The sequence below is a fragment of the Streptococcus salivarius genome, from assembly GCF_009738225.1.
Taxonomy (GTDB): Bacteria; Bacillota; Bacilli; order Lactobacillales; family Streptococcaceae; genus Streptococcus.
The window spans coordinates 968,853-993,253 of sequence record NZ_CP018187.1 but is presented as its reverse complement, the minus strand read 5'-3'; the positions used below and the strand labels follow the sequence as shown (position 1 = coordinate 993,253).

At 40.3% G+C, this 24,401-nt stretch carries 26 protein-coding genes; 10 read left to right on the top strand and 16 right to left on the bottom strand.

The window, feature by feature from the left end; all coding sequences use genetic code 11:
* Positions 1-62 precede the first annotated feature (62 nt).
* A complete protein-coding gene (locus tag BSR19_RS04975) occupies positions 63-920 on the bottom strand; it encodes a GNAT family N-acetyltransferase (RefSeq protein ID WP_156246675.1) in 858 nt (285 codons plus the stop codon).
* 178 nt (positions 921-1,098) lie between these two features.
* Between BSR19_RS04975 and yidA the strand changes: the two genes are divergently transcribed.
* Both yidA and BSR19_RS04965 read left to right on the top strand, forming a co-directional pair.
* Positions 1,099-1,908, top strand: a complete 810-nt coding sequence (yidA, locus tag BSR19_RS04970) for a sugar-phosphatase (RefSeq protein ID WP_002890845.1) — start codon at positions 1,099-1,101, stop codon at positions 1,906-1,908.
* Between the two features lies 1 nt (position 1,909).
* Positions 1,910-3,124 carry an aminoacyltransferase gene (locus BSR19_RS04965; protein ID WP_156246674.1) on the top strand — a complete coding sequence of 405 codons (1,215 nt, stop codon included), beginning with the start codon at positions 1,910-1,912 and terminating at the stop codon, positions 3,122-3,124.
* A 51-nt stretch (positions 3,125-3,175) separates the two neighbouring features.
* Here the strand turns inward: BSR19_RS04965 and BSR19_RS04960 are convergent, their stop codons facing one another.
* From BSR19_RS04960 to yycF, 4 genes are read right to left on the bottom strand one after another with little or no spacing between them, the layout of a single operon-like run.
* On the bottom strand, positions 3,176-3,535 hold the full coding sequence (locus BSR19_RS04960; RefSeq protein WP_156246673.1) for a YbaN family protein: 360 nt from the start codon (positions 3,533-3,535) through the stop codon (positions 3,176-3,178).
* Positions 3,536-3,594: 59 nt separating this feature from the next.
* Positions 3,595-4,407: an MBL fold metallo-hydrolase gene (locus BSR19_RS04955; RefSeq protein WP_013990680.1), complete on the bottom strand. Its 813-nt coding sequence runs from the start codon at positions 4,405-4,407 to the stop codon at positions 3,595-3,597.
* A gap of 5 nt (positions 4,408-4,412) precedes the next feature.
* Positions 4,413-5,753: a cell wall metabolism sensor histidine kinase VicK gene (gene vicK, locus BSR19_RS04950; protein ID WP_002885062.1), complete on the bottom strand. Its 1,341-nt coding sequence runs from the start codon at positions 5,751-5,753 to the stop codon at positions 4,413-4,415.
* Positions 5,746-6,453, bottom strand: coding sequence for a response regulator YycF (gene yycF / locus BSR19_RS04945; RefSeq protein ID WP_002884978.1), 708 nt, complete (start codon positions 6,451-6,453; stop codon positions 5,746-5,748). Before yycF ends, vicK begins: the two co-directional genes overlap by 8 nt.
* A gap of 284 nt (positions 6,454-6,737) precedes the next feature.
* Between yycF and BSR19_RS04940 the strand changes: the two genes are divergently transcribed.
* From BSR19_RS04940 to BSR19_RS04905, 8 genes are all read left to right on the top strand, one after another.
* Positions 6,738-7,505, top strand: coding sequence for an amino acid ABC transporter ATP-binding protein (locus BSR19_RS04940; RefSeq protein WP_038675884.1), 768 nt, complete (start codon positions 6,738-6,740; stop codon positions 7,503-7,505).
* Positions 7,506-7,514: 9 nt separating this feature from the next.
* On the top strand, positions 7,515-8,348 hold the full coding sequence (locus BSR19_RS04935; RefSeq protein WP_080611395.1) for a transporter substrate-binding domain-containing protein: 834 nt from the start codon (positions 7,515-7,517) through the stop codon (positions 8,346-8,348).
* 17 nt (positions 8,349-8,365) lie between these two features.
* Positions 8,366-9,064 (top strand): amino acid ABC transporter permease, encoded by a 699-nt coding sequence (locus BSR19_RS04930; RefSeq protein WP_002886251.1) that lies wholly within the window; start codon positions 8,366-8,368, stop codon positions 9,062-9,064.
* Positions 9,065-9,075: 11 nt separating this feature from the next.
* Positions 9,076-9,726, top strand: a complete 651-nt coding sequence (locus tag BSR19_RS04925) for an amino acid ABC transporter permease (RefSeq protein WP_037601175.1) — start codon at positions 9,076-9,078, stop codon at positions 9,724-9,726.
* A 188-nt stretch (positions 9,727-9,914) separates the two neighbouring features.
* The gene (locus BSR19_RS04920) at positions 9,915-10,682 is read left to right on the top strand and encodes an amino acid ABC transporter ATP-binding protein (RefSeq protein ID WP_156246672.1); all 768 of its coding nucleotides are present in this window, start codon (positions 9,915-9,917) and stop codon (positions 10,680-10,682) included.
* Between the two features lie 11 nt (positions 10,683-10,693).
* A complete protein-coding gene (locus tag BSR19_RS04915; RefSeq protein ID WP_004182612.1) occupies positions 10,694-11,527 on the top strand; it encodes a transporter substrate-binding domain-containing protein in 834 nt (277 codons plus the stop codon).
* A gap of 17 nt (positions 11,528-11,544) precedes the next feature.
* Positions 11,545-12,243, top strand: coding sequence for an amino acid ABC transporter permease (locus BSR19_RS04910; protein WP_002886251.1), 699 nt, complete (start codon positions 11,545-11,547; stop codon positions 12,241-12,243).
* Between the two features lie 11 nt (positions 12,244-12,254).
* A complete protein-coding gene (locus BSR19_RS04905) occupies positions 12,255-12,905 on the top strand; it encodes an amino acid ABC transporter permease (RefSeq protein ID WP_002890834.1) in 651 nt (216 codons plus the stop codon).
* Between the two features lie 77 nt (positions 12,906-12,982).
* Here the strand turns inward: BSR19_RS04905 and BSR19_RS04900 are convergent, their stop codons facing one another.
* The 11 genes from BSR19_RS04900 to pelF form a co-directional block, all read right to left on the bottom strand.
* Complete coding sequence (locus tag BSR19_RS04900; RefSeq protein ID WP_060972710.1) at positions 12,983-13,864, bottom strand: DNA/RNA non-specific endonuclease; 882 nt, start codon at positions 13,862-13,864, stop codon at positions 12,983-12,985.
* A 61-nt stretch (positions 13,865-13,925) separates the two neighbouring features.
* Positions 13,926-14,114: a DNA-directed RNA polymerase subunit beta gene (locus BSR19_RS04895; protein ID WP_003097027.1), complete on the bottom strand. Its 189-nt coding sequence runs from the start codon at positions 14,112-14,114 to the stop codon at positions 13,926-13,928.
* 1 nt (position 14,115) lies between these two features.
* Complete coding sequence (gene murA, locus BSR19_RS04890; protein WP_060972709.1) at positions 14,116-15,387, bottom strand: UDP-N-acetylglucosamine 1-carboxyvinyltransferase; 1,272 nt, start codon at positions 15,385-15,387, stop codon at positions 14,116-14,118.
* Positions 15,388-15,454: 67 nt separating this feature from the next.
* Positions 15,455-15,691 (bottom strand): DUF1146 family protein, encoded by a 237-nt coding sequence (locus BSR19_RS04885; RefSeq protein WP_002890830.1) that lies wholly within the window; start codon positions 15,689-15,691, stop codon positions 15,455-15,457.
* Positions 15,692-15,882: 191 nt separating this feature from the next.
* A complete protein-coding gene (gene galE, locus BSR19_RS04880; protein WP_021144269.1) occupies positions 15,883-16,896 on the bottom strand; it encodes a UDP-glucose 4-epimerase GalE in 1,014 nt (337 codons plus the stop codon).
* A gap of 14 nt (positions 16,897-16,910) precedes the next feature.
* Entirely contained in the window at positions 16,911-18,332 is a 1,422-nt protein-coding gene (locus tag BSR19_RS04875; RefSeq protein ID WP_156246671.1) for a DUF4832 domain-containing protein, read from the bottom strand.
* Positions 18,325-18,996 carry a DUF4956 domain-containing protein gene (locus tag BSR19_RS04870; RefSeq protein WP_002890827.1) on the bottom strand — a complete coding sequence of 224 codons (672 nt, stop codon included), beginning with the start codon at positions 18,994-18,996 and terminating at the stop codon, positions 18,325-18,327. The genes BSR19_RS04875 and BSR19_RS04870 overlap by 8 nt, the downstream gene beginning before the upstream one ends.
* 49 nt (positions 18,997-19,045) lie before the next feature.
* Positions 19,046-19,774, bottom strand: coding sequence for a polyphosphate polymerase domain-containing protein (locus BSR19_RS04865; RefSeq protein ID WP_156246670.1), 729 nt, complete (start codon positions 19,772-19,774; stop codon positions 19,046-19,048).
* Positions 19,764-21,530, bottom strand: a complete 1,767-nt coding sequence (locus BSR19_RS04860) for a CotH kinase family protein (protein ID WP_037601164.1) — start codon at positions 21,528-21,530, stop codon at positions 19,764-19,766. The genes BSR19_RS04865 and BSR19_RS04860 overlap by 11 nt, the downstream gene beginning before the upstream one ends.
* Complete coding sequence (pelG, locus tag BSR19_RS04855; RefSeq protein WP_156246669.1) at positions 21,527-22,978, bottom strand: exopolysaccharide Pel transporter PelG; 1,452 nt, start codon at positions 22,976-22,978, stop codon at positions 21,527-21,529. The genes BSR19_RS04860 and pelG overlap by 4 nt, the downstream gene beginning before the upstream one ends.
* Positions 22,978-24,384, bottom strand: a complete 1,407-nt coding sequence (gene pelF, locus BSR19_RS04850) for a GT4 family glycosyltransferase PelF (RefSeq protein ID WP_073687268.1) — start codon at positions 24,382-24,384, stop codon at positions 22,978-22,980. Before pelF ends, pelG begins: the two co-directional genes overlap by 1 nt.
* Positions 24,385-24,401: the final 17 nt, after the last annotated feature.

Sequence of the window (24,401 nt, the reverse complement as noted above, 5' to 3'; positions counted from 1 at the left end):
TTCTACTTAAGATAATAGCAACTCTATACTAAAAGAGAGTATCAGTATTGCGTCTATCATTTCTATTTCAAGTAAACCACCTGGGTTTGTTTGACAAAGCCAATATTTTCATACAAACGTTTTGCTCCAATATTGCTATCTTCTACTGCAATTTGAAAGGGCTTATCGTTATGCTCAATGAGTTGATTGACGACTGATTTTGCCAGATAGCTGCCATAGCCCTGTCCACGATAAGCTTCAGCAATCGCAAGTCCATAGAGGTAGTTGCTATTTCCAGATAAATCGACCGTACAAACTCCAATGACCTGAGCTTCTTTGAGGAGAATGTAAAGTAGGCCATCGGAATCCTTCAAGGCCTCTGTAATGTATCTGCGACTCACATCGAGCGTTTCCTCTGGATCAGAAAAGGCTTGGTGGTGGAGTTGGGCTATTTCTTCTACATAAGCGGGGTCTGCTAAGAGCACCTTGACATCTGAACGAGAATCCAGAGCATATGGTGTTTTATCTCGTCCTAGCCAGGTTTCGGTCTCTTCATCCTCAACCACCCCCCAATGACTTGCCAGATCAGGATGACGATCTAGAAAAACACGCTCTGTCTGAAAGGTCACTGAGCGAATAGGGTAAGCTGCTGTTTCCTTCTGAAATTTGTCAAACAAACTCCTCGCAATGCCTTTGCGGCGATAATCTGGGGCAACTAAAATCGCCACTTCCACATCATGGTCATCAGCATAAACCGTTAATAAACCAAGCAACTCTCCCTCTTGATAATAGAGGAAAAAGGCCGGCATATTGGGATCAAAATTAAGCATATTGGAGAGATAAGGTTCTCGAAAGGTTTGGTCATAGGCTTGACAGCTAGCAATCAATGCTTTTGCTCCCTTTCGTTCTTTTTCTGTCAATTGGTTGGTTGCTCGAATCACTCTTGTCTCTCCTTTATTTGTCTGACCTTATTTTACCAATTAAAAAGCATTTGGGCAATTTTTACCTAAACTACTTCTTTAAAGAGGCAATTATACTTTTCTCAGGAAGAACTATGACAAAGCGCCTAAATTTTAGTAAAATAGAAGGGAAACTAACTAAACGAAACAGGTAATTATTATGTCTATTAAACTTATTGCAGTTGATATTGATGGAACGCTTTTAAATAGCCAACGTCAAGTTACACCGGAAGTCTTTCAAGCCATTCAAGATGCCAAGGCTGCTGGTGTAAAGGTTGTTATCGCGACTGGTCGTCCTATTCCTGGGGTGCTTCCTCTTCTTGAAGAACTTAACCTCAACCAAGACGGAGATTATGTTATCACCTTCAATGGTGGGCTTGTCCAAGAAACTTCTACTGGTAATGAATTAATTCGTGAGACACTCTCATACGAAGACTACCTTGACATTGAGGTTTTGGCTAACAAGCTTGGTGTTCATTCTCACGCTATTACTAAAGATGGTATCTACACAAGTAATCGCAACATTGGCCGCTACACGGTTCATGAGTCTACACTTGTTCATATGCCGATTTACTATCGTACACCTGAAGAGGTGGCTGACAAGGAATTCGTTAAGGCCATGTATATCGATGAACCTGAAATTCTTGATGCAGCTATTGCCAAACTTCCACAGGAATTTTATGACCGCTTTACTATTGTAAAATCTACACCATTTTACCTAGAAATTCTCAAGAAAACAGCCAACAAAGGAATTGCTGTAACCCATCTTGCTGAGAAACTCGGTCTTTCTAAAGAAGAAACAATGGCTATCGGTGATGAAGAAAATGACCGTGCTATGCTTGAAGTCGTTGGCTCTCCTGTCGTTATGGAAAATGGTAATCCAGAAATGAAGAAAATTGCGAAACACATCACAAAATCAAATGATGAATCTGGTGTCGCTTATGCTATTAGAAAGTGGGTTCTAGAATAATATGTATACCTATAAAACTGGACTCAGTACTTCTGAGCATGACCGTTTTGTTATAGATAGTCCTCAAACAAACTTATTACAAAGTAGTTCATGGGCTAAAATCAAGGATAGCTGGGGAAATGACCGCCTAGGTTTCTATCAAGATGGTAATCTCGTTGCTGTCGCTAGTGTCCTTATTCAGCCACTCCCTCTTGGATTTTCTATGATTTATATTCCTCGTGGACCTATTATGGATTATCAAGATAAAGATTTGCTCGCCTTTGTTATGGCTTCACTTAAAAAATATGCCAAAACAAAGCGTGCTCTCTTTGTGAAATTTGACCCAAGCCTTTTTGTGACAAAGAACCTGGTTTCACAAGAAGCTGAAATCCGTAAAGAGACTATGGCGATTGCCAAAGACATCCAGGCTCTTGGCGTTGAATGGACAGGCCTCACTGAAGATATGTCTGAAAATATCCAGCCTCGCTTCCAGGCTAACATCCATAAGGAAGATTTCACTGAAGAACAACTCTCTAAGAGCACTAAGCAGGCTGTTCGTACTGCTCGAAACAAGGGGATTTCAGTCCAATTTGGTGGCACTGAGCTTCTTGAACAATTCGCTTCTCTGATGAAGAAGACAGAGGCCCGTAAAAACATCCACCTTCGTGGAATCGATTATTATGAAAAGTTGTTGACTACTTACCCAGAGTCTTCTTACATTACACTCTCAACACTAGATTTACCAGCCCGTCTCAAAGACCTCAATAAGCAACTCGAAAATAACATTGCTGATGCAGCCAAGTTTACTGAAAAAACTAAACCAGGAAAAATCGAGAACAATAAACAAGAATACAAAAGACTAAAAGAAGAAATTGACTTCCTTCAAGAAAAGGTTGATGCTGGAAATAAGACGGTCCCACTCTCAGGTACACTCGTTCTTGAATTTGGCAAGACATCTGAGAATATCTATGCAGGAATGGATGAAGACTACCGCCGTTATCAACCGGCTATCCTGACATGGTATGAGACAGCTAATCACGCTTTCGAGCGTGGTGCCGAGTGGCAAAACATGGGAGGAATTGAAAATTCGCTTGATGGTGGCTTGTACAATTTCAAGTCAAAATTTAACCCACGCATTGAACAATTTATTGGGGAATTTAACCTTCCAGTTAGCCCTCTTTACGGACTAGCCAATTTTGCCTATAAACTCCGTAAGAAATTACGTAGCAAACATTAATAATATATAAAATGAGACTCCATCTTGGAAGTCTCATTTTTTGATGATATCTTAGTCTTTATCAGGAATAACCTTAAATAAATAATAAGTAATAAAGACTGTCAGGCAAAAGAGTCCGATTTTCACCCAAAGGATAGGTGCAAAAAAGATTGAAATTCCCATCAAAACATAGATTTGTATGATAATCTTTTTCTTTCGTTCTTTGGAAATTGATTTGGTTTCTCTAAAATCGGCTACATAACTTTGATATAGCTTAGTATGATATAACCATTTCTCAAAACGTTTAGAACTTCTAGCAAAGCAAGCAATGGCTAAAAGTAGAAAAGGTGTTGTGGGTAAGATTGGAAGCGGAATTCCAAGAATTCCCAAACCTAACGACAACATTCCTAGAGAGAGATAAATTACTTTCATGAATACTTTCCTTTTAAAAAGCTGCACTAAACGCATTAGTGTAGCTCTTTTGCTATGTTTTAAATATCTGTCAGTGGTGTCGCTGTGTCTGGTGAGGTATCATAAACCTTGAAGTCAGTTCCAACACCAAAGTCAGCACGTGCCAGCTGATTTTCCATCGTCATGTGGGCCAACTCCTTGATATTATTTTCTTTAGAAAGGTGACCCAAGTAGATCTTTTTAGTTTTGTTACCTATGGTACGAATCATAGCATCCGCTCCATCTTCATTACATAAGTGACCTTGATCAGAGAGGATACGTTGCTTAGTTGACCAAGGATATGAACCTGCTCTAAGGATTTCAACATCATGATTGGACTCAATCAGATAGCCATCGGCATTTTCAATAATACCTGCCATACGATCAGAAACATAACCCGTATCCGTCAACATGACAAAACTCTTTCCATCTTTCATAAAGCGATAGAACTGTGGATCAATAGCATCGTGACTAACTCCAAAAGACTCAATATCAATGTCTCCAAAGGTCAGAAGCTTATCACGAGAAAAAACATGTTTCTGGCTATTATCAATCTTGCCAAGCATATTTTTACTATCCATAATCTGCCAGGTTTTCTCGTTGGCGTAGATATCCATGCCATATTTACGAGCTAAAACGCCTACACCATGGATGTGATCCTTGTGTTCATGCGTAACTAAGATAGCATCCAAATCGCTCGGATCACGATCAATCTCAGCTAGCAAACTTGTGATTTTCTTACCAGACAAACCAGCATCTACAAGAATCTTCTTCTCTGGAGTTTCCAAATAAAAGGAATTACCAGTTGACCCTGAAGCCAAAATACTATATTTAAACCCTAAATCTGAGGTCATTTCTACTACATCTCCCATTCATCAACCATCATGGCATCCTTGTCATATGGAAGCACAATTGTAAAAGTTGAACCCTTACCATACTCACTCTTAGCCCAAATAAAGCCCTTATGTTGTTTAATAATTTCTTTTGCAATAGACAAGCCTAGACCAGTTCCACCTTGGGCACGACTTCTGGCCTTATCAACACGGTAAAAACGGTCGAAAATCAACGGCAAATCTTTCTTAGGAATACCCAAACCTTGGTCAGAAATAGAAACAATCAACTGTGAATCAGTTGTCTTCATAGACACTGTAATCTTACCACCATCAGGCGAATACTTGATAGCATTATTAAGAATATTATCCACAACCTGGGTCATCTTATCTGTATCAATCTCCACCCAAATTGAGTTTACCGGATAATCGCGAATGATTTCGTAAGTTTTACCTGTATTGGTTTCTTGACTTTTAATCTGATCAAAACGATTCAAGATATAGGTCATGAAGGCCGTGAAATTGGTCATCTCAACGTCAAGTTGGGTACTCTTATTGTCAATACGTGATAGTGCCAAGAGGTCAGAAATCATTCGCATCATACGATTGGTCTCATCCAAAGAAACTTTGATAAAGTTAGGAGCAATCTCTTCGTCGAGAGCACCATCATCAAGTGCCTCCAGATAGGATTTTACAGAAGTCAAAGGTGTACGCAACTCATGACTAACGTTTGAGACGAAGAGTCGACGTTCACGCTCTTCTTTTTCTTGCTCAGTGGCATCGTGAAGAACGGCAACCAGACCTGAGATAAAACCTGATTCTTTACGAATAAGGGCAAAATTAACACGTAAGGTCACAAACTCATCGTTGGCATCTCGACGTGACAAATGAATTTCAGGAGTCTTAGAGAGCAATTCACTATAAGTATAGGGATTTTCGCCATCTAATAAATCTAAAATGGACATCTGTGTCGCTGTTTCATAATCTAGATTCAACAAACGCTGAGCTGTGCTATTAATCATGGTAATTTGACCACGACGATTTGTCGCAATAACCCCATCACTCATGTAAGAAAGGACTGATGATAAGCGGTTTTTTTCCTGGGCTAGATTTTCATGCGTCAAACGAAAGACATCCGATAAATCATTCAAGCTGTCAGCTAGCTCTAAAAGCTCTGGATCACCCTTTAAGCGTAACTCCTCGTTATAGTTACCTGCCATTAAGGACTTGACCCTCTTGGTCAACTTTCGAATATTTTTGACTCGTCGATAATCACGATAAGCCAGAAAAATAAAGTAGAAAGCCACAAAGAGGAGCGTAAAGAGTAAGGCTAGTTCAAAGCTTGTGATGTTTAAGCCAATACTAGTCATAATTCTTCATATAATAACCAACACCACGACGCGTCAAAATATATTCAGGACGACTAGGTGTATCTTCAATTTTTTCACGGAGACGACGAATGGTTACGTCAACCGTACGAACATCACCAAAATAGTCATAACCCCAAACAGTTTCAAGTAAATGCTCACGCGTCATCACTTGTCCCATGTGAGTTGCCAGATGGAAAAGCAACTCAAATTCACGGTGTGTGAGCTCGACTTCATTTCCACGTTTTTTAGCAACAAACGCATCTGGAACAATAATCAACTCACCAATTGAAATCTCCTGCTTACCAGAGTTAGAGCTTTCTTCTGCTGCTGTTTCAATAGTCTCTGTACGACGCAAGTGAGCTTTGATACGTGCCAACAATTCACGATTAGAAAATGGTTTCGTCACATAGTCGTCCGCCCCAATTTCTAGCCCGATAACCTTATCAAACTCGCTATCCTTAGCGGAAAGCATGATAATCGGTGTGTGACTTGTCTTTCGAATTTCCTTAGCAACTTCTAAACCATCTAGTTCAGGCAACATCAAGTCCAGGATGACCAAGTCTGGCTTTTCAGCTTCAAACTGCTCCAAAGCTTCACGACCATCAAAGGCTGTAACCACTTCATAACCTTCTTTAGTTAGATTAAACTTGATGATATCCGAAATCGGTCTTTCATCATCAACAACTAGAATTTTTTTCATATAAACACCTCATCGGTTTTCTTAAGTCATTCAATTTGTAAAGTAGAAAACTTTACGTATCAAACATATTATACCAAAAAATAGGTTAAGGACCAAGTTTCTACTATAGATATTGAGCTGATATACAAGCTTTCCTTCTTTTTTGAGATAGCTTTGCTATGTGTAATCGGTTAAAAGGCGAACATTATGATTGAATTTTCAAACATTTTTGACATTCTCCTATATCTATAGTAAAATACACTCTTGTTGTTACATATATTAATGTAAAATTTTAGGAGGCTCTTATGGCACTTATCGAATTTAAAAATGTTAATAAATATTACGGAGATTATCATGCACTTCGTGATATCAATCTAGAAATTGAAAAAGGACAAGTTGTGGTTCTCTTGGGACCTTCTGGGTCTGGGAAATCTACCCTTATCCGTACAATCAACGCCTTGGAATCCATCGATAACGGTACACTTATCGTTAATGGACATAATGTGACGGAAGCTTCTGCCAAAGACTTGGTTGAGCTTCGTAAAGAAGCAGGGATGGTTTTCCAACACTTTAACCTCTACCCGCACAAAACTGTTCTTGAAAATGTAACTTTGGCACCAATTAAGGTTCTTGGAATCAGTAAGGCAGACGCCGAAAAGACTGCTGAAAAATTCCTTCGCTACGTTAACATGTGGGACAAGAAGGATTCATATCCTGGTATGCTTTCTGGTGGGCAAAAACAACGTATCGCTATTGCCCGTGGTCTTGCTATGAATCCTGAGCTCTTGCTCTTTGATGAACCAACGTCAGCCCTTGACCCAGAAACTATCGGTGACGTGCTTGCGGTTATGCAAAACCTTGCCAAAGGTGGCATGAACATGGTTGTCGTAACCCACGAAATGGGCTTTGCCCGCAGTGTGGCTGACCGTATCATTTTCATGGCTGAAGGTCAGGTTCTTGTAGACACTACGGATGTGGATGGTTTCTTCGACAATCCAACTGAACCTCGTGCAGTTCAATTCCTTTCTAAGATTATCGACCACAACTCTGATCGTGTCCAAGTGGACGCCTAAGGAGGGCTTATGTTAATCAAGAAACTTAGTCGCATTTTAGCAATCTCTGTTATAGCTTTTCTAGCAGTTCTCCTCTGGAACACTAAAAGTAGTCAGGCAGATGAAAGCAGTAAACTACTCAATAGTGCTGCAATTCAAAAAATTGTCAAAAAAGGGACACTAAACGTTGGTGTCAAACAGGATGTCCCAAACTTTGGTTACTATTCAGCCAAAACTAATACCTATCAAGGGATGGAAATTGACCTCGCTAAGAAAATTGCCAAAGAACTTAAGGTTAAGGTGAATTTTATAGCGGTTACTCCACAAACTCGTGAAGCTCTTATGGACAATGGGACTATTGACATGCTTATCGCTACTTATACCATTACAGATGAACGTAAGGCTTCATATGCCATGTCAAATCCTTACTACTACGACCAAATCGGTTTCCTCGTTCAAACCAAATCTGGCTACAAGAAACTTTCTGACCTAAACGGTAAAACTATTGGTGTATCTCAAGGGTCCTCTGCCAAAGCTGCTGTTGAAGAGTACGCTTCAGCTAATAACCTTAAGTTTGACTACGTTCAACTTGGATCTTATCCTGAGTTAGCCGTATCACTCTATGCTTACCGTATTGACGCCTTTGCTGGTGATAAATCAATCTTGTCAGGTTACGAAAGTGATAAAACCAAGATCCTCGATGAAGGTTTCAAAACACAAGAGTACGGTATTGCCTCAAGTAAGTCTAACCAAGAGTTGATTGATTATACCAACGATTTGATTGCTAAATGGCAAAAAGATGGTAGCCTTCAAAAACTCTACGATAAGTATCACTTGAAACCAGCTAAGGCTGAAGATAAATAGAAAGGAGTCCTGAATTTATGTATCTTTTAACTGAAACGGCTAGTCCTTTCGCTCTTGAACGTTGGGCTGCTTTCTTCGCTAACTTTGGGCAATTTGCCAAAGGTTTCTTCTATACCCTTGGTATTTCAATTGGTGCCTTGATTGTAGCCCTTCTTCTTGGGCTCATCTTTGGGGCTATGAGTTCGACTCATAACAAGGTCCTTCGTGGCATCTCACGTGTTTATGTCGAAATCTTCCAGAATACACCCTTGCTCGTACAATTCGTGGTTGTCTTCTATGGAATTTCAATCTTGACTGATGGTCATGTCATGATTCCAATTTCATTGACGGCTATCCTTTGTGTAGGGGTCTACACAGGAGCCTATATCTCTGAAATTATTCGTACAGGTATCGAGGCGGTTCCTAAAGGTCAAACCGAAGCGGCTTTATCTCAAGGTTTCACCTACGCTGATACCATGCGTATCATCATCTTGCCTCAAGCAGTCCGTACTATCTTGCCGCCATTGACCAACCAAGTGGTTAACTTGATTAAGAATACTTCTACAGTTGCCATTATTTCTGGGGCTGATATCATGTTCACGGCTAAGGCTTGGGCTTATGATACCACTAACTATGTGCCGGCCTTCGCTGGGGCTGCCTTCCTCTACTTTATCATGTGTTTCCCTCTAGCTACTTGGGCACGTCGTAAAGAAGAAGAGAATAAGAAAGCTTACTAAGGAGGTCCACTATGTCAGAAGTTTTATCAGCTACTAACCTTAAATTCTTGGCACAAGGGATGTGGACGACCCTTTACTTGTCTTTCTTCATCATTGTGCTGTCTACCTTGTTCGGAACTATTCTGGCGGTTATGCGTAACGGAAAGAATCCTATTCTTCGTTGGATGGCTTCTATCTACGTTGAGTTCGTTCGTAACGTTCCTAACTTGCTTTGGATTTTCATTATCTTCTTGGTCTTCCAGCTTAAGTCTACAGCGGCAGGAATTACCTCTTTCACGGTCTTCACTTCAGCGGCCTTGGCGGAAATCATTCGTGGGGGACTGAACTCTATCGACCATGGCCAAACGGAAGCCGGCTTGTCTCAAGGGTTTAACAACAGACAAATCTTTATTTACATCATCTTCCCACAAGCTATTCGTAAGATGTTACCATCTATCATTTCTCAATTCGTAACAGTCATCAAGGATACTTCTTTCCTTTACTCTGTTATCGCCTTACAGGAATTATTTGGTAAGAGTCAGATTTTGATGGGTGGTTACTACGAACCAAGCCAAATCTTTACCTTATACGGTATCGTGGCTTTAGCCTATTTCGTGGTCAACTTTGCCATCTCTAGCTACTCTCGCTACCTCTCTAAACAATGGGAGCAAGCTAGTGAATAAAACAAAAAAACTCACCTGCAGGTGGGTTTTTGTTTGCTCATATTTATATCAAAAAAATGATTAATTATTTAGTAAAAACCGAACGTTTTGAAAGAATATTCGGAATTTTTTGACTTTCGACTTTACTTATGCTAAAATTCAATATATGTTAGAAAAGCTAACAAGTAAATCCATTATAGGAGGCTCTTATGGCACTTATTGAATTTAAAAATGTTAATAAATATTACGGAGACTATCATGCACTTCGTGACATCAATCTAGAAATTGAAAAAGGACAAGTTGTGGTTCTCTTGGGCCCTTCTGGGTCTGGGAAATCTACCCTTATCCGTACAATCAACGCCTTGGAATCCATCGATAACGGTACACTTATCGTTAATGGACATAATGTGACGGAAGCTTCTGCCAAAGATTTGGTAGAATTGCGTAAGAAAGCGGGTATGGTATTCCAACACTTTAACCTCTACCCGCACAAAACCGTTCTTGAAAATGTAACTTTGGCACCTATCAAGGTTCTTGGAATCAGTAAAGCAGACGCCGAAAAGACTGCTGAAAAATTCCTTCGCTACGTTAACATGTGGGACAAGAAAGATTCATACCCTGGCATGCTTTCTGGTGGGCAAAAACAACGTATCGCTATTGCCCGTGGTCTTGCTATGAATCCTGAGCTCTTGCTCTTTGACGAACCAACGTCAGCCCTTGACCCAGAGACTATCGGTGACGTGCTTGCGGTTATGCAGAACCTTGCCAAAGGTGGCATGAACATGGTAGTTGTTACCCACGAAATGGGCTTTGCTCGCAGTGTGGCAGACCGTATCATTTTCATGGCTGAAGGTCAGGTTCTTGTGGATACTACGGATGTGGATGGTTTCTTTGACAATCCAACTGAACCTCGTGCGGTTCAATTCCTTTCTAAGATTATCGATCACAACTCTGATAATGTCCAAGTGGATGCCTAAGGAGGTTGCCTATGATTTTCAAAAAAATCTTACGTTACCTAACTGTTGCAAGCTTGGCAATTCTCACTATTTTTCTTATCACGAGTCACAAGACTAAGGCGGAAGACACTAGTAAGCTTCTTGATAGTAAAGCAGTCCAAAAGATTGTTAAGCGAGGGACACTCAATGTCGGTGTGAAGCAAGACGTTCCTAACTTTGGTTACTATTCTGCTAAGACTAATACCTACGAAGGTATGGAAGTTGATCTTGCTAAGAAGATTGCTGATGAGTTAAAAGTTAAAGTCAATTACATTCCAGTAACGACGCAAACCCGTGAACCTCTTATGGATAACGGAACTATCGACTTGCTTATCGCTACCTATACTATCAATGATGAACGTAAGGCTTCTTACGCTATCTCAACTCCTTACTACTATGACCAAATCGGTTTCTTGGTTCTTAAGGATTCAGGTATTAACAAAATCTCAGATTTGAATGGTAAGACTATCGGTGTTTCTCAAGGGGCGTCAACTAAGGCTGCGTTGCAAGAGTATGCTTCAGCTAATAACCTTAAGTTCAACTATGTTCAACTCGGATCTTTCCCAGAATTGGCTGTTTCCCTTTACGCTCACCGCGTCGATGCTTTCTCAGTTGATAAATCTATCCTCTCCGGATATGAAAGTAAAAAGACTAAAACCTTAAAAGAAGGTTTCAAAACACAAGAATACGGTATTGCTTCAAGCAAGTCTAACCAAGAGTTGATTGATTATACCAACGATTTGTTGGCTAAATGGCAAAAAGATGGTAGCCTTCAAAAGCTCTACGATAAGTATCACTTGAAACCAGCTAAGGCTGAAGATAAATAGAAAGGAGTCCTGAATTTATGTATCTTTTAACTGAAACGGCTAGTCCTTTCGCTCTTGAACGTTGGGCTGCTTTCTTCGCTAACTTTGGACAATTTGCCAAAGGTTTCTTCTATACCCTTGGTATTTCAATTGGTGCCTTGATTGTAGCCCTTCTTCTTGGGCTCATCTTTGGGGCTATGAGCTCTACTCACAACAAGGTTCTTCGTGGCATCTCACGTGTTTATGTCGAAATCTTCCAGAACACACCCTTGCTTGTCCAATTCGTGGTCGTCTTCTATGGGATTTCAATCTTAACTGATGGTCATGTCATGATCCCAATTTCATTGACAGCCATCCTTTGTGTGGGGGTCTACACAGGAGCCTATATCTCTGAAATTATTCGTACAGGTATTGAGGCGGTTCCTAAAGGTCAAACCGAAGCGGCTTTGTCTCAAGGATTCACCTACGCTGATACCATGCGTATCATCATCTTGCCTCAAGCAGTCCGTACTATCTTGCCGCCATTGACCAACCAAGTGGTTAACTTGATTAAGAATACTTCTACAGTTGCCATTATTTCTGGGGCTGATATCATGTTCACTGCTAAGGCTTGGGCTTATGATACCACTAACTATGTGCCGGCCTTCGCTGGGGCTGCCTTCCTCTACTTTATCATGTGTTTCCCTCTAGCTACTTGGGCACGTCGTAAAGAAGAAGAGAATAAAAAAGCTTACTAAGGAGGTCCACTATGTCAGAAGTTTTATCAGCTACTAACCTTAAATTCTTGGCACAAGGGATGTGGACGACCCTTTACTTGTCTTTCTTCATCATTGTGCTGTCTACCTTGTTCGGAACTATTCTGGCGGTTATGCGTAACGGAAAGAATCCTATTCTTCGTTGGATAGCTTCTATCTACGTTGAGTTCGTTCGTAACGTTCCTAACTTGCTTTGGATTTTCATTATCTTCTTGGTCTTCCAGCTTAAGTCTACAGCGGCAGGAATTACCTCTTTCACGGTCTTCACTTCAGCAGCCTTGGCGGAAATCATTCGTGGGGGACTCAACTCTATCGACCATGGCCAAACGGAAGCCGGCTTGTCTCAAGGGTTTAACAACAGACAAATCTTTATTTACATCATCTTCCCACAAGCTATTCGTAAGATGTTACCATCTATCATTTCTCAATTCGTAACGGTTATCAAGGATACTTCTTTCCTTTACTCTGTTATCGCCTTACAGGAATTATTTGGTAAGAGTCAGATTTTGATGGGTGGTTACTACGAACCAAGCCAAATCTTTACCTTATACGGTATCGTGGCTTTAGCCTATTTCGTGGTCAACTTTGCCATCTCTAGCTACTCTCGCTACCTCTCTAAACAATGGGAGCAAGCTAGTGAATAAAACAAAAAAACTCACCTGCAGGTGGGTTTTTATTTTCTGGATACTAAAAACGACTCCAATCAGAGTCGTTCGTTGCTTTAATTCACCGTTACTTTTCCTGAATAATAATCTAGGGTAATCCCTTCTTGTACATTTGGAACAAAGACATTGAACTCAAGTGAGCCATCAGCTGACTTGGCTTCAAGATGTGATCCTGATGGAATGAGGTTATCCCCTTCATAAATTAGGGTAACGCGATAACGGACACGTTTGTTTTTATCCTGAGCCTTTCGTACCAGGCTTTCATAATAGTTTTGTCCCGTAGAACTTTCGCTATTAGCTTGGTTAGCCCAAGCAGTTTGAACGGCAATATTTTCTGGATTTGAAGTCGAGGCATCAAATCCTTTGAGACCACCTACAAGTGCATAGCCTAACAAATGACCTCTATCTACGGCGTGGCTATACTCTCCTGAAAGATTGTGAACTTGATGCCATCCCGCAGGTGTCCAAGAGGTTGAGCCATTCCCTGTTTCTTGACGATTTTTGTACTGTCTGGTTGCTTTACTTAATAAGGCATTCGCAACTGTTGGAACCGTTTGTCCTTGAACCGTTTTGACTTGGTTATTGGCATAGGGTTGGCTAGAAACCTTAGCATTTAGATTAGTTTTATTACCATTAACAATATAAGCCCCTGCCCCATTCCATTCTATGGAATTTCCTAGTTGACTCTTGACGGAGCTAGTCATCACTGACTCAGCAAGCTGCTCCTGTGGCGTAGCCTTTCCATTTGTTGAACCGTTTGATTTGACGGAGTTATTGGATTTTCCCGAGACTAGACTAGCTACCTGCTTGATTGGATTATTAGGCGATAGCTTATTGCTCGTCCCAATGTAACCTAAAACTGCAATCAAGACCGCTATTAGTAACGAGACTAGCTGACGTTTCTGTTTATTTGTTAAAGATGTCTTTCTTTTTGCCATTGTTCTCTTTCTTTTATATGAATGTCATGACTAAAGGAGCGGGATTACTTCCCACTCCCTTTTATTTTCCTGTAAATTTAGCAACAATTGCCTGCCAGGTTTCTGGTTTTAAGATGCTTATAGGATCCTTGCCCTCTCCTAAAACAGCATAGCCAATCATCAATCCGATTGCTAGAAAAGCAAGGCCAATCACACACACACTCAAAACAAGTAATAATTGACGAAAAACATAGCCTTTACCAGTTTCCATACTAAGCCTCACTTACACGTGAAATATTTGCTCCTAGTTTAGCTAGTTTCTCATGGAATTGATAGTAACCACGATCCAAGTGTGTCAGTTTACCAACAGTAGTTGTTCCTTCAGCCACCATCCCTGTAAGAATTAGTGCTGCCGAAGCTCGAAGGTCAGTAGACATAACTTGAGCACCTTGAAGTGGCAAACCACCGTGAATCATAGCCGTATCACGAAGGATTTCTGAATGAAGTCCCATACGACGCATTTCTTCTAAGTGTTGGAAGCGATTCTCAAAGACTGTTTCAATCATGGTTGATTCCCCGTTTACCACTGCCATAAGCGCTGTAAATTGAGCTTGCATGTCAGTTGGGAAACCTGGGTGAGGTAGAGTTTTAACGGTTACTGGTTTCAATTGTGAAACATCAGATTTAACACGAATACCGCCGTATTCTTCCTTAACATAGACACCCATTTCCAATAATTTTGAAATCAAAGGACGGTTATGTTCCCAAATAGCATCTTTGATGAGGACATCACCAGAAGTCATAGCTGCTGCTACCATAAAGGTACCTGCTTCAATACGGTCCTGAACAACCGCATGTTTAGTACCATGGAGAGCTTTAACACCTTTAATCACGAGTGTTTCAGTTCCAGCACCTTTGACATCTGCTCCCATCTCGTTAAGAAGAAGGGCCAAGTCAACGATTTCTGGTTCACGCGCAGCATTTTCAATGGTTGTAACTCCATCAGCCAAAGTCGCTGCCATCATAAGGTTTTGAGTGGCACCGACAGATGGAAAGTCCATATAAATAGTTGCACCTTTTAGTTTTTCTGCTGTCGCAGTGATGTCACCGCCAACTTGGGTAATTTTAGCACCCATTGCTTCTAAACCTTTGAGGTGGAGGTCAATCGGACGGCTACCAATCGTACAACCACCAGGCATTGAAACCTTCGCGTGGCCATTGCGGGCAAGAATTGGTCCAAGTACTACGATAGACGCACGCATCTTGCTCACATACTCATATGGCGCCTGATCAAGAATTTCTCCACTAGCATCAACGACAACGGTATTGTTTTCCTCGTCAAAGTCTACAGCAATATCTAAACCACGAACAACATTATTCATCGTGTAAACATCTGACAAGATTGGAACATTAGTTAAGGTTGTTTGACCTTCCGAGGCCAAGATAGTCGCTGCCAACAAGGGGAGGACAGCGTTTTTAGCACCTTCAATGACAACCTCACCACTTAATCGAGTGTTGCCACCCTGCACAATAATTTTATCCATAAGGATTCCTTTCAAGGGTCATTTTCATCTTTTTGTATTATATCAAAAGTCTTTTAAAATCACTAATTTAAGAAATTGAGCTAGCCATATTCTGTCCAAAAGCTAAAACCGACAGAATAAAGGAACTGATAAGATAGCCTAAGGCAATACTGATAAAGAGCAAAAAGAGTTTCAATTTACCAGTATTTTCAATCGGATTTTTGATGATTTTTGCCCAATCAAAGAGGCTAATCAGCATATGGTAGCTCAATCCTATAAATACAAGGTGACTCGCCAAAGTGACGAATTGATTAATAATAGTCATAATTTCATTATACCATAGAAAGCTAAGCTAAAACATAAAAAGAGGGTGAGACAGTTCTAAATCTGTAATTATTTAGCGACTGCTTTCACTCCTCTTTCCTTTATTTTTGAAGCTACTAGATTAGGGATACTTTAAAATAATCTAGCGCTTATCTTACACTCTCTAGGTACTTATAATTTGAGTTATGCAACTTAGTCTTCATAACCGTTAGGGTTAGTCGTTTGCCAACGCCAAGAATCTCTAACCATTTCTTTCAAGGTCTTCTTAGCTTCCCAGCCAAGAACTTCTTTGGCCTTTTCAGGAGAGGCATAGCAAGTAGCAATATCACCAGCACGACGTCCTTGAATACGGTATGGAATAGCAACCTTGTTTTCAGCTTCGAAAGTCTTAACGAGATCCAATACGCTATAACCATGTCCAGTACCCAAATTGAAAATCTCAGCACCTTTATGACTCAAATTATATTTGACAGCAGCCAAGTGACCTGAGGCCAAGTCAAGGACGTGAATGTAGTCACGCACACCTGTACCATCTGGAGTTGGATAGTCATCCCCAAAGACGTTAAGCTCAGGAAGTTTACCAATAGCTACCTGTGTAATATATGGCATCAGGTTGTTTGGAATACCGTTTGGCAATTCCCCAATCAAACCACTTTCATGAGCACCGATAGGATTGAAATAACGAAGATTTGTGACTGACCATGACGGATCTGAAGCCGCTACGTCTGTAAGAATTTGTTCCATCATCAACTTAGTATAACCGTATGGGTTAATAGCTGACGTTGGCATATCTTCCGTCATTGGAGAAGGATTATTAGTACCGTAAACTGTTGCACTTGAACTGAAGACGATGTTTTTAACATCATATTCTTTCATTTTTTCAAGAAGAGTAATGGTACCACTGATATTGTTTTTATAATATTTCAAAGGTTTTTGAACAGATTCCCCCACTGCCTTGAAGGCCGCGAAGTGAATAACTAACTCAATATCTTCATTTGTAAAAACCTTATCCAAAAAATCAGTATCTAAAATGGAACCTTGATAAAATGGAAATTTTTTACCAGTAATCTTTTCCAAACGTTCAAGAACTGCTGGCGAACTATTTGAAAAGTCATCAACTAAGACTACATCGAAACCTGCATTAAGGAGTTCAACGGTTGTGTGGCTACCGATATAGCCAGCTCCTCCTGTAATTAAAATAGACATATATTTTTCCTTTCTTACTTGTCAGTGCCTTTTTGATCCTTTTGAATCGTTGCTAATTTAGGCATGACTTCTCCTTCAAAACCTTTCATGGCAAAATGAACCGAAGGCTCTTGTGTCATTGGAGATAGAATTCCTAGCTTCACCTGATAATTCTGATCTTTGGAATAGGCGAAACTTGCCTTAAGTTCAGTTGTTTGATCTGGAAGCAATTCTGACAAACGACAATCAAGTTGTTGGGCTTGAAGAACCTTACCATTAGCATTACACAAGTATAATACCACAGGCCAATCCCCATATAAAGGGGCAACCCCAGAATTTTCCAAATTAAGGGTAATTTCAACCTTGCTCTCTCCTTTGGAAATTGTCAAACCTGATACCCAGAGACGGTAGCCCATGTTCTTCAAGAGCTCATTATAAGCAGCTTGCCCGTCACCAATATCTTCAGCAACCTTTGGACCCAAGAAGGTCAAATGAGCTGCTTTGGCTTCATCTGTAAGCTCGTCTAAGTTATTACCAAGCAAAGTAGACATAGACTGCGAACTTGTTAATTCACCACCGATTGGTGCTTTCTCCCAGGCCTTAGGCATGGCTTTCAAGGCAGCTTGCTCTTGGGTTTGATCATATGATCCACCATTTTGAATCCAATTTAACCAGGTTTTAGTTGCTGATTTGTCTCCAAAGACATCATTGTAGATTCCAAAATCACCTTCCAAACCTGTATCAAAAGGTCTTCTCATAAGAATCTTTGCTTTAGGAAAGGCTGGTTGAAACGGAGCAATGTAGTCCTTACGAACTTCTTTTCGTGGCAATTGGCGAATGCCCGCATCTGAGTGAACATGCCACTCACCCCAGTGGCCTAGGCCACCAAGCTCGATGTAGGCGATAAAATCATCATTGCCCCAACGCTGTCCCATAGCAGTAACAGCATCTTTATAGTATTTTCTAAGCAGTTTATTTTGGTAATTTGGTGAAAATCCCTTACCGTAGGATGTGCTATAAGCATCTCCAAGGTCAGAAATTTCATTTCCCAACCAGTCAGGGATATCCTTATGACTTGATTTGCCAGGGTAATCTAGCAAGAAACGTAAGACGACCTGCTTGCCTTCTTTCTTCCATCGTTTAAACTGGTTACTTTCTTCAATTGTTTCCCAGTTATAGTGGCCCTTTTTAGGTTCCAATTCTTTCCATGTAATATCAACATAGACAAGGTGAACGTCTTCAGAAACTGTTTTTTCTTCAGCTGAAGGGACATAACCCATGAGCGGATTCCCAAAACTCTTGTCTGAAAGCGTATATTCAAACTTGGTACCTGTGTTTCTGGTATTCAAATACACAAAAATGGCATAAAGACCACTTGTAATAATGATTAGACAGATGACGAGCCAAAGTTTCTTCTTTCGACTACTCCAACTTTTCTTCTCACGTCTTCTAGCCATGGTATTCGCCGTTGTATTGGATCAGTGTAAGGTCTTTGACACCTTCGATAGATTTAATGTTTTCAACGAAGGTAAGGTCGTTATTTTTCACAAAGACTTCAATAGCCATCTCAACACTGTCTTTTCGCATAGTTTCAGACTTGATAAAGTGCTTGATGCGACCAAGTTCTTGAATAACTTTGTCACCTGTATGCTCACCATCAAAGTGAACCACAGCGATATACACCTTACCAGTCTCTTGCAAGCGGCTAAAGACAATAAGCATCAGTAGGATAACGATAGACGTTACAACGGCTAGGACATACATACCTGCCCCTACCGTAATCCCTGAGGTAATTGCCCAGAAAAGATAGAGCAAGTCCATAGGATCCTTAACTGCAGTACGGTAACGGACGATAGAGAGGGCACCGACCATACCAAGTGAGATAACGATGTTTGAACTGATTGCCAGTGTTACCATTGACGTAAGCAAGGTCATACCGACCAAAGTCATGGCAAAACTGCGTGAATAAATAACGCCTGTAAAGAAATGCTGGTAAACCTTATAGATAAAGGCTCCAATCAACAAGGCAAGTAGCAAGACGATAACAATACGAAACGGTGACTGCGTCGCATAGTTATCAGACTGCAAGATAGATTTTTTTATAAAGTCTTGAACACTCATAAATTCCCCTTCTTATACTAAGTTCTTCCAAACTTAGCACTTTTCCTATTTATATCTTCCCATCTTCCCAGTATTCAAAACCATTTAGATACTGAGATTTTTCATAAGCCAATACGTACTTAGAGACAGCCATCATGTCTGCTTTCCCTGGCAAGACACTTTGGACAATCTTTGGCAGATACTCTGTATATTTAACTTCGAAAACCATCTTTTCCGGATCAATGACTGGAATTGTTGGTAAGTCCGGATCAAAAATATCAAAACTTCCAACCGCTACTCTGACATTTTGGTCAAAGGTTAAGCGAACTGTTCCAAAGTCATAAACCCACGGCTCTCGTTCATAATCAACGATGGTCCGTGGACGCATCATGTTACTAACACATTCATAGTAAAATTCCTGACAGAGAGGATAGGGACTTTTCAAGAGAAAGTCATAATCCCCATCAATGATTTTATAAAATTCTTCGACAGTTAATGGTGCATCCTCTTTCAGAATGTAGGTATCAACCTTTTTCTTACGCTCTAGTTTGATACTATTGGTCCCGAAATTGTAGATACGAATCCGATATTTTTTACGAACCAGAATACCTGCATCTTTTTCAGCATAGGCACTATTCCAATAGTCATCAAAGTAAAGACTTCGAATGGTATAACCACCATTTGTCGCATGCTTATCCAACTGAATCAAATGTTTGAAACGTTCAGTCAACAGGGATTTTTCTGGTTCACCAATGACGTATTTCAACTCATGGCGAAAGGGCTTCTCTTTAGTCTTCATAACCATCTACCCCAATTTTTCCATCTTCGAGGACAAAGAAGCTCATAATACCAAATTGTTTAGAGTTATCACTATTGACATAGTAATCAAAGGCACGTTGTGATTGTCCAGCCTCATTAGTTGCAGTCACACGTACGAAGTATTGTCCCTTAGGCAAGGTATCTGTTTCGGCACTTAGAGTTTTAAGACCAGATTTTTCAAAGACCTTGTCTTTAAATTCATAGTCTTTAGCTAATTCTACAGTGTAAGTCAACTTGCTGTTATTGAAATCGTAAGAGGCACCCCAACTTAATTTCAATTTGTTATTGGCCACTTCCGGCTTATTGATAAAGAATGGTTGTGGTTTTTCAAGACTTGTTTTATAAATCTTGTAGTTGTTCTCCAACTCATTTGGCAAATCTGCCAAAATCTTGTCGTAATTGTCAGGAGTTGTCTTAGCATGCATTTGGTCAGGCATCTTAGCTAGGTAAGGTCTAATGACTGCTGCGTATTCATTACTCATAGAAGTAATCTTGTCACCAGTAATTGTCTTACGTAGCTCATCCATCTTCTCATCTAGACCCTTGCGGAACTCTTTTGATTTGAGCAAACGTTGGAAAAGTTGGTTACCCCAATAGTTGCTGACACCGACTTCCCAGCTATTGGCTTGGTCGCTGTCCTTACTTACCAAACGACGTTCATTCTTCATCAAGATACTATCGTTATCCCAAGGAATGATGTACCATTTGGTTGAGTTTTGTGGGCTATAGAGATACATGTTACGACTCTGTGTATCATCATTACCAAGCAACATCTGGAAGGCCATCCAATATTGGATATTCTCAGGATCTACATACTTGTCCATGATGGTTTCGATCTTCACCGATGGATCGTTGAGCTTGGTTAGAAAATCAATAAGTTTGGTGTGATCATGGCTACCTTTGATTTCCAAAAGTTTCTCGAATTTATCCTTATCGAATTTAGGATCATCTTCTTTAACAATCGTATCTTCATAACGGAAGAATTCGAAGAAGTTTGGTTTATAAAGGTTGGCATTTTCATCCAGACCATGATCTTTCAGATAGTTTTTGTTAATCTGTTCGACTTGCGTGTAGAGACCATAATCTTCAAATTTACCTGAAGGATTGTCAGAGGTTTCATCTTTAACGTAGAGGTGAACAAAACTCGTTCTAGCACCCATGAGTTGTGGAATCTCTTCCATTAGATCATAGGACAACTTATTTCTAAAGCGAAGGGCTTCAGTCTGGTGTTTGTTAAGGTTGATCGTACGTTGACCGTTCCACTCACCCTTGTTCTTTTTAATCTTGATTTTGTAGTTCTTTTGGGCGTTCTTACTTGAACTTTCCCCACGAATCTGAACACTGGCATTTGGCACGTCTTGGTCATAACCTAACTCACCAGAGACAGGACCGTCCTCGTTACCAACTTGAAGGAGCCCTGCTACTTGATATCGTTTAACATGCATTTTCTGATAATCTTCAACGGAATATTGATTGACCTCAGACCATGAGTGATTTTGATTTTCTGTAGCATCTCCTCGACGTACTGTCAGGTACATGGTCGTTACCTTTGTATGATCCTTATCATAGAGACTCTTTTTGTCTCTTAAGTGTACATTAGAGATATCAGTGGCCGCTTGTTTATCTACTTTTTTAGTTGTCACACCGTTTTTTGTCTGTTCCTTGGTTCCACATGCTGTAAAACCAAATACCGTACAGAGCAACAAAACCGCTGCTAAACTCTTTTTCCTATTCATTTCCCCCACCTCTTTTGTATGTTTTCTAAACGCTCAGTCCATTTTTCAAAATAGCCCACGTCTTTCTTAGATACCATGGCTTGGCTTCCTAAGAAATGATACTGAAGATCACTTGTGTATTTATCGATTTCCTGACCACTTTCAAGGAAAAGAAGTAAAGAAGAAATCAAGAAGGCGTAACCGAGAAAGGCTGAGTCCAAGAACTGAGAACCAAAACTCAAAACTACTGTCAAAATAGCAAAGTGTTTGGCAAGTTTCTTGGCCCCCTTATAATCTGCAAAATACATCAATAGCAAGATATTTACATTACCAACAGCATAGAGACCATAAGCCAGACATAGCGTTAAAAAGTACCCATGCATTTGATTGTTAAAACCAATTGGTAAATAAGTCAAGGCCACGCTTCCGAAGAACATAATGAAAATTGTCGCTAGCAATTGTTTCCAAAAAACATATTTGAGTTCGTTACTCATGACATCCAGCATTTGAGTTTCAGCTTCCTGGATATCCGAAAGACTTCCCTCTTCATTGTAGAGGTTAAAATAACGTCGGAAATGCGGATAGAAGGAAACCTCGACAGACATAACGAAATTAAGTGTTGATACCAAAGTCGTTAAGTAAGCTAGCATGGCTGGCACATCGTAAACTGGAGCTGTACGGAAGAAACCATCAAAACTCTTACTGATAGGACCAAACCAGTTAATAATGATATGAGCAAAGAGTGCCACCAACATGTAAAGCCCTGTCTTGGCAAGATCAGAAAATTGATCGAACCATTTCAGAAACTCGAAGGACATTCTTAGATTCGATGGGAAATAGTCATGGATAAGACGAACCATCCAAAACATCATTCCACCGTATCCCAAACAAACACTTAGGAAGATACCATACTTTTGATGTAGGAAAATACTAAGTAACCCAGAGAAAACCGTCACACCAATCGCTAAAAAGAAACCTTTGATAATTTCTTTATAGGATTTAATCGCCGTCAAGTAGGTAATGACATTCCAAACGAGACAGAGCTCACCAAAGAGTAAAACTCCCATAGCCACTTCTGCTAAGCTTCGACTAGCAAAGGCTAGATAGATCGCATAAAGTGGTGTTCCAATCATAAGCATCAAAGCACTCGACGCATAAAATGAAGGGATAATAGTCTCAAATTTTTTCTCGTAGAGCATGTCCGCAACAAAGCGAGTTACCACCAGAGAAAAGAGACTGGTAATCACGAGTGAAAAGATAATAGCGTAAGTTAAGTTTGAAAGAATATAATCACGCTCATTTTCACTGATTCCCGCTACCATTGTTAGAACAACGACACCAGCTGTAAGCAAAATCCCCAAAAGCATAGGACCGGTATAAACAATTCCAGCATAAGCGTAGGCCTTTTGTTTTGAAAAAAGGCTATCCTCGTTGTAAATTTTACGTAATTCAAATCCAATACCGGCCATTAAACAGCCACCTCCTCATATAAGCGTCGGTACTGACCGATCATTTGCGGATATTGATATATCGCCTCAACACGCTTACGCGCAATTTCACCCATTTCAAGACGTCTAGCATCATTAATCGCCATCTTCTTCATAGCTTCTGCAAGAGGCCCTGTACAAGTAGGTGGCGCACAAAATCCTGCAATCCCTAGATTGTCATCCTCACGACCTTCTAGCAATTCTCGACAACATCCGACATCTGTCGTCACACAAGGACGGCTAGCCGCCATTGATTCCAAAACAGAAAGTGGCAAACCTTCAGAAAGGCTGGTCAAAAGCGTAAAATCAATTTTCTTCATATATTCTCGAATATTAACCCGACCAGTGAATAGGAGACGATCTCCCAAGTCCATCTTATCGGCCAAGCTAAAACACTCATCCGCATATTCTTGGTCATCTATACCACCCATGATATGCAAACGAACGTTTGGTACTTGCTGAGCTAGTTCGTAGAAAGAATACAACATGGTTTTGATGTCCTTAATTGGAGCCAAACGAACCACGGCTCCGATATCAATCCAACCATCTGGTTCTTTCAAAGGAATTTGTGAAAAAGCATCGTAGTCAATCCCGTTTGAAATAACCTGACATTTCTCTGGATCACAACCCATCTCAATCTGAATTTCCTTGGCCTTAGTAAAGAGGCTGGTAATTTTTTCAGCATTTTGATAAATCGCATCAGACAACATATAGAAGAATCTTACCCACTGTTGGCGCATTGTAGGTAAAACCCACTTGGCACGAAGCAATTCTTCCTCACGTTCACGTGTATAAATCCCGTGTTCAGTTAAGAACAGAGGTTTGTCATAGGTCAAACTGCCCAAAGTTGCAAGAATACCACCATAACCTGTAGAGATTGAGTGGTAAACATCTGCTTCAGGAGGTGGACAAGATAAAATATTTAAAAGTGGAAACAGCATAGAACGGATTGTGTGAAAAACATCTGAAAAAGATAGTTGCGTGTAGCGTTCACTACAGAGATCCTTCAAGACCTGAAAAAAGGCCTCACTACTCAAGAGATCGTTAGGAACGACCTTACCATCCTGTAAAAGTTTAAACAAGACCTTCCAATCAGGTTGTTGACAAAAAACCATATCTTTAAGCGCTTGTTTTTCCTCATCTGTAAACTGATGTGGCTCTATGTCTTCTTCTTTATCTGGCACAACATAGTCCAAAAAGACTTCGTGTACTTCTACAACATTTTCAGGAAGTTCATAAACAAACTTTCCCTTTTGCTCATGTGTTGCCCCCACAACCCAGAGAACAAATTCATGCTCTTTCATTTCTGTAATATATTGATGCATCCAAGTAGAGACACCACCGTGAACATACGGATAGGACCCTTCAAGAATTAAACATATCTTCATCGGCATTTCCCCTATTT

What these genes read in the sequence shown, in the direction of transcription:
- BSR19_RS04860 (WP_037601164.1), bottom strand. Translation starts at nt 21,530, where the DNA reads ATGAATAGGAAAAAGAGTTTAGCAGCGGTTTTGTTGCTCTGTACGGTA.
- BSR19_RS04895 (WP_003097027.1), bottom strand. Translation starts at nt 14,114, where the DNA reads ATGGAAACTGGTAAAGGCTATGTTTTTCGTCAATTATTACTTGTTTTG.
- galE (WP_021144269.1), bottom strand. Translation starts at nt 16,896, where the DNA reads ATGTCTATTTTAATTACAGGAGGAGCTGGCTATATCGGTAGCCACACA.
- pelG (WP_156246669.1), bottom strand. Translation starts at nt 22,978, where the DNA reads ATGGCCGGTATTGGATTTGAATTACGTAAAATTTACAACGAGGATAGC.
- BSR19_RS04865 (WP_156246670.1), bottom strand. Translation starts at nt 19,774, where the DNA reads ATGAAGACTAAAGAGAAGCCCTTTCGCCATGAGTTGAAATACGTCATT.
- BSR19_RS04965 (WP_156246674.1), top strand. Translation starts at nt 1,910, where the DNA reads ATGTATACCTATAAAACTGGACTCAGTACTTCTGAGCATGACCGTTTT.
- BSR19_RS04960 (WP_156246673.1), bottom strand. Translation starts at nt 3,535, where the DNA reads ATGAAAGTAATTTATCTCTCTCTAGGAATGTTGTCGTTAGGTTTGGGA.
- BSR19_RS04955 (WP_013990680.1), bottom strand. Translation starts at nt 4,407, where the DNA reads ATGACCTCAGATTTAGGGTTTAAATATAGTATTTTGGCTTCAGGGTCA.
- BSR19_RS04875 (WP_156246671.1), bottom strand. Translation starts at nt 18,332, where the DNA reads ATGGCTAGAAGACGTGAGAAGAAAAGTTGGAGTAGTCGAAAGAAGAAA.
- BSR19_RS04925 (WP_037601175.1), top strand. Translation starts at nt 9,076, where the DNA reads ATGTCAGAAGTTTTATCAGCTACTAACCTTAAATTCTTGGCACAAGGG.
- BSR19_RS04935 (WP_080611395.1), top strand. Translation starts at nt 7,515, where the DNA reads ATGTTAATCAAGAAACTTAGTCGCATTTTAGCAATCTCTGTTATAGCT.
- murA (WP_060972709.1), bottom strand. Translation starts at nt 15,387, where the DNA reads ATGGATAAAATTATTGTGCAGGGTGGCAACACTCGATTAAGTGGTGAG.
- BSR19_RS04900 (WP_060972710.1), bottom strand. Translation starts at nt 13,864, where the DNA reads ATGGCAAAAAGAAAGACATCTTTAACAAATAAACAGAAACGTCAGCTA.
- yidA (WP_002890845.1), top strand. Translation starts at nt 1,099, where the DNA reads ATGTCTATTAAACTTATTGCAGTTGATATTGATGGAACGCTTTTAAAT.
- BSR19_RS04930 (WP_002886251.1), top strand. Translation starts at nt 8,366, where the DNA reads ATGTATCTTTTAACTGAAACGGCTAGTCCTTTCGCTCTTGAACGTTGG.
- yycF (WP_002884978.1), bottom strand. Translation starts at nt 6,453, where the DNA reads ATGAAAAAAATTCTAGTTGTTGATGATGAAAGACCGATTTCGGATATC.
- vicK (WP_002885062.1), bottom strand. Translation starts at nt 5,753, where the DNA reads ATGACTAGTATTGGCTTAAACATCACAAGCTTTGAACTAGCCTTACTC.
- BSR19_RS04915 (WP_004182612.1), top strand. Translation starts at nt 10,694, where the DNA reads ATGATTTTCAAAAAAATCTTACGTTACCTAACTGTTGCAAGCTTGGCA.
- BSR19_RS04940 (WP_038675884.1), top strand. Translation starts at nt 6,738, where the DNA reads ATGGCACTTATCGAATTTAAAAATGTTAATAAATATTACGGAGATTAT.
- BSR19_RS04905 (WP_002890834.1), top strand. Translation starts at nt 12,255, where the DNA reads ATGTCAGAAGTTTTATCAGCTACTAACCTTAAATTCTTGGCACAAGGG.
- BSR19_RS04920 (WP_156246672.1), top strand. Translation starts at nt 9,915, where the DNA reads ATGGCACTTATTGAATTTAAAAATGTTAATAAATATTACGGAGACTAT.
- BSR19_RS04870 (WP_002890827.1), bottom strand. Translation starts at nt 18,996, where the DNA reads ATGAGTGTTCAAGACTTTATAAAAAAATCTATCTTGCAGTCTGATAAC.
- pelF (WP_073687268.1), bottom strand. Translation starts at nt 24,384, where the DNA reads ATGAAGATATGTTTAATTCTTGAAGGGTCCTATCCGTATGTTCACGGT.
- BSR19_RS04885 (WP_002890830.1), bottom strand. Translation starts at nt 15,691, where the DNA reads ATGACTATTATTAATCAATTCGTCACTTTGGCGAGTCACCTTGTATTT.
- BSR19_RS04910 (WP_002886251.1), top strand. Translation starts at nt 11,545, where the DNA reads ATGTATCTTTTAACTGAAACGGCTAGTCCTTTCGCTCTTGAACGTTGG.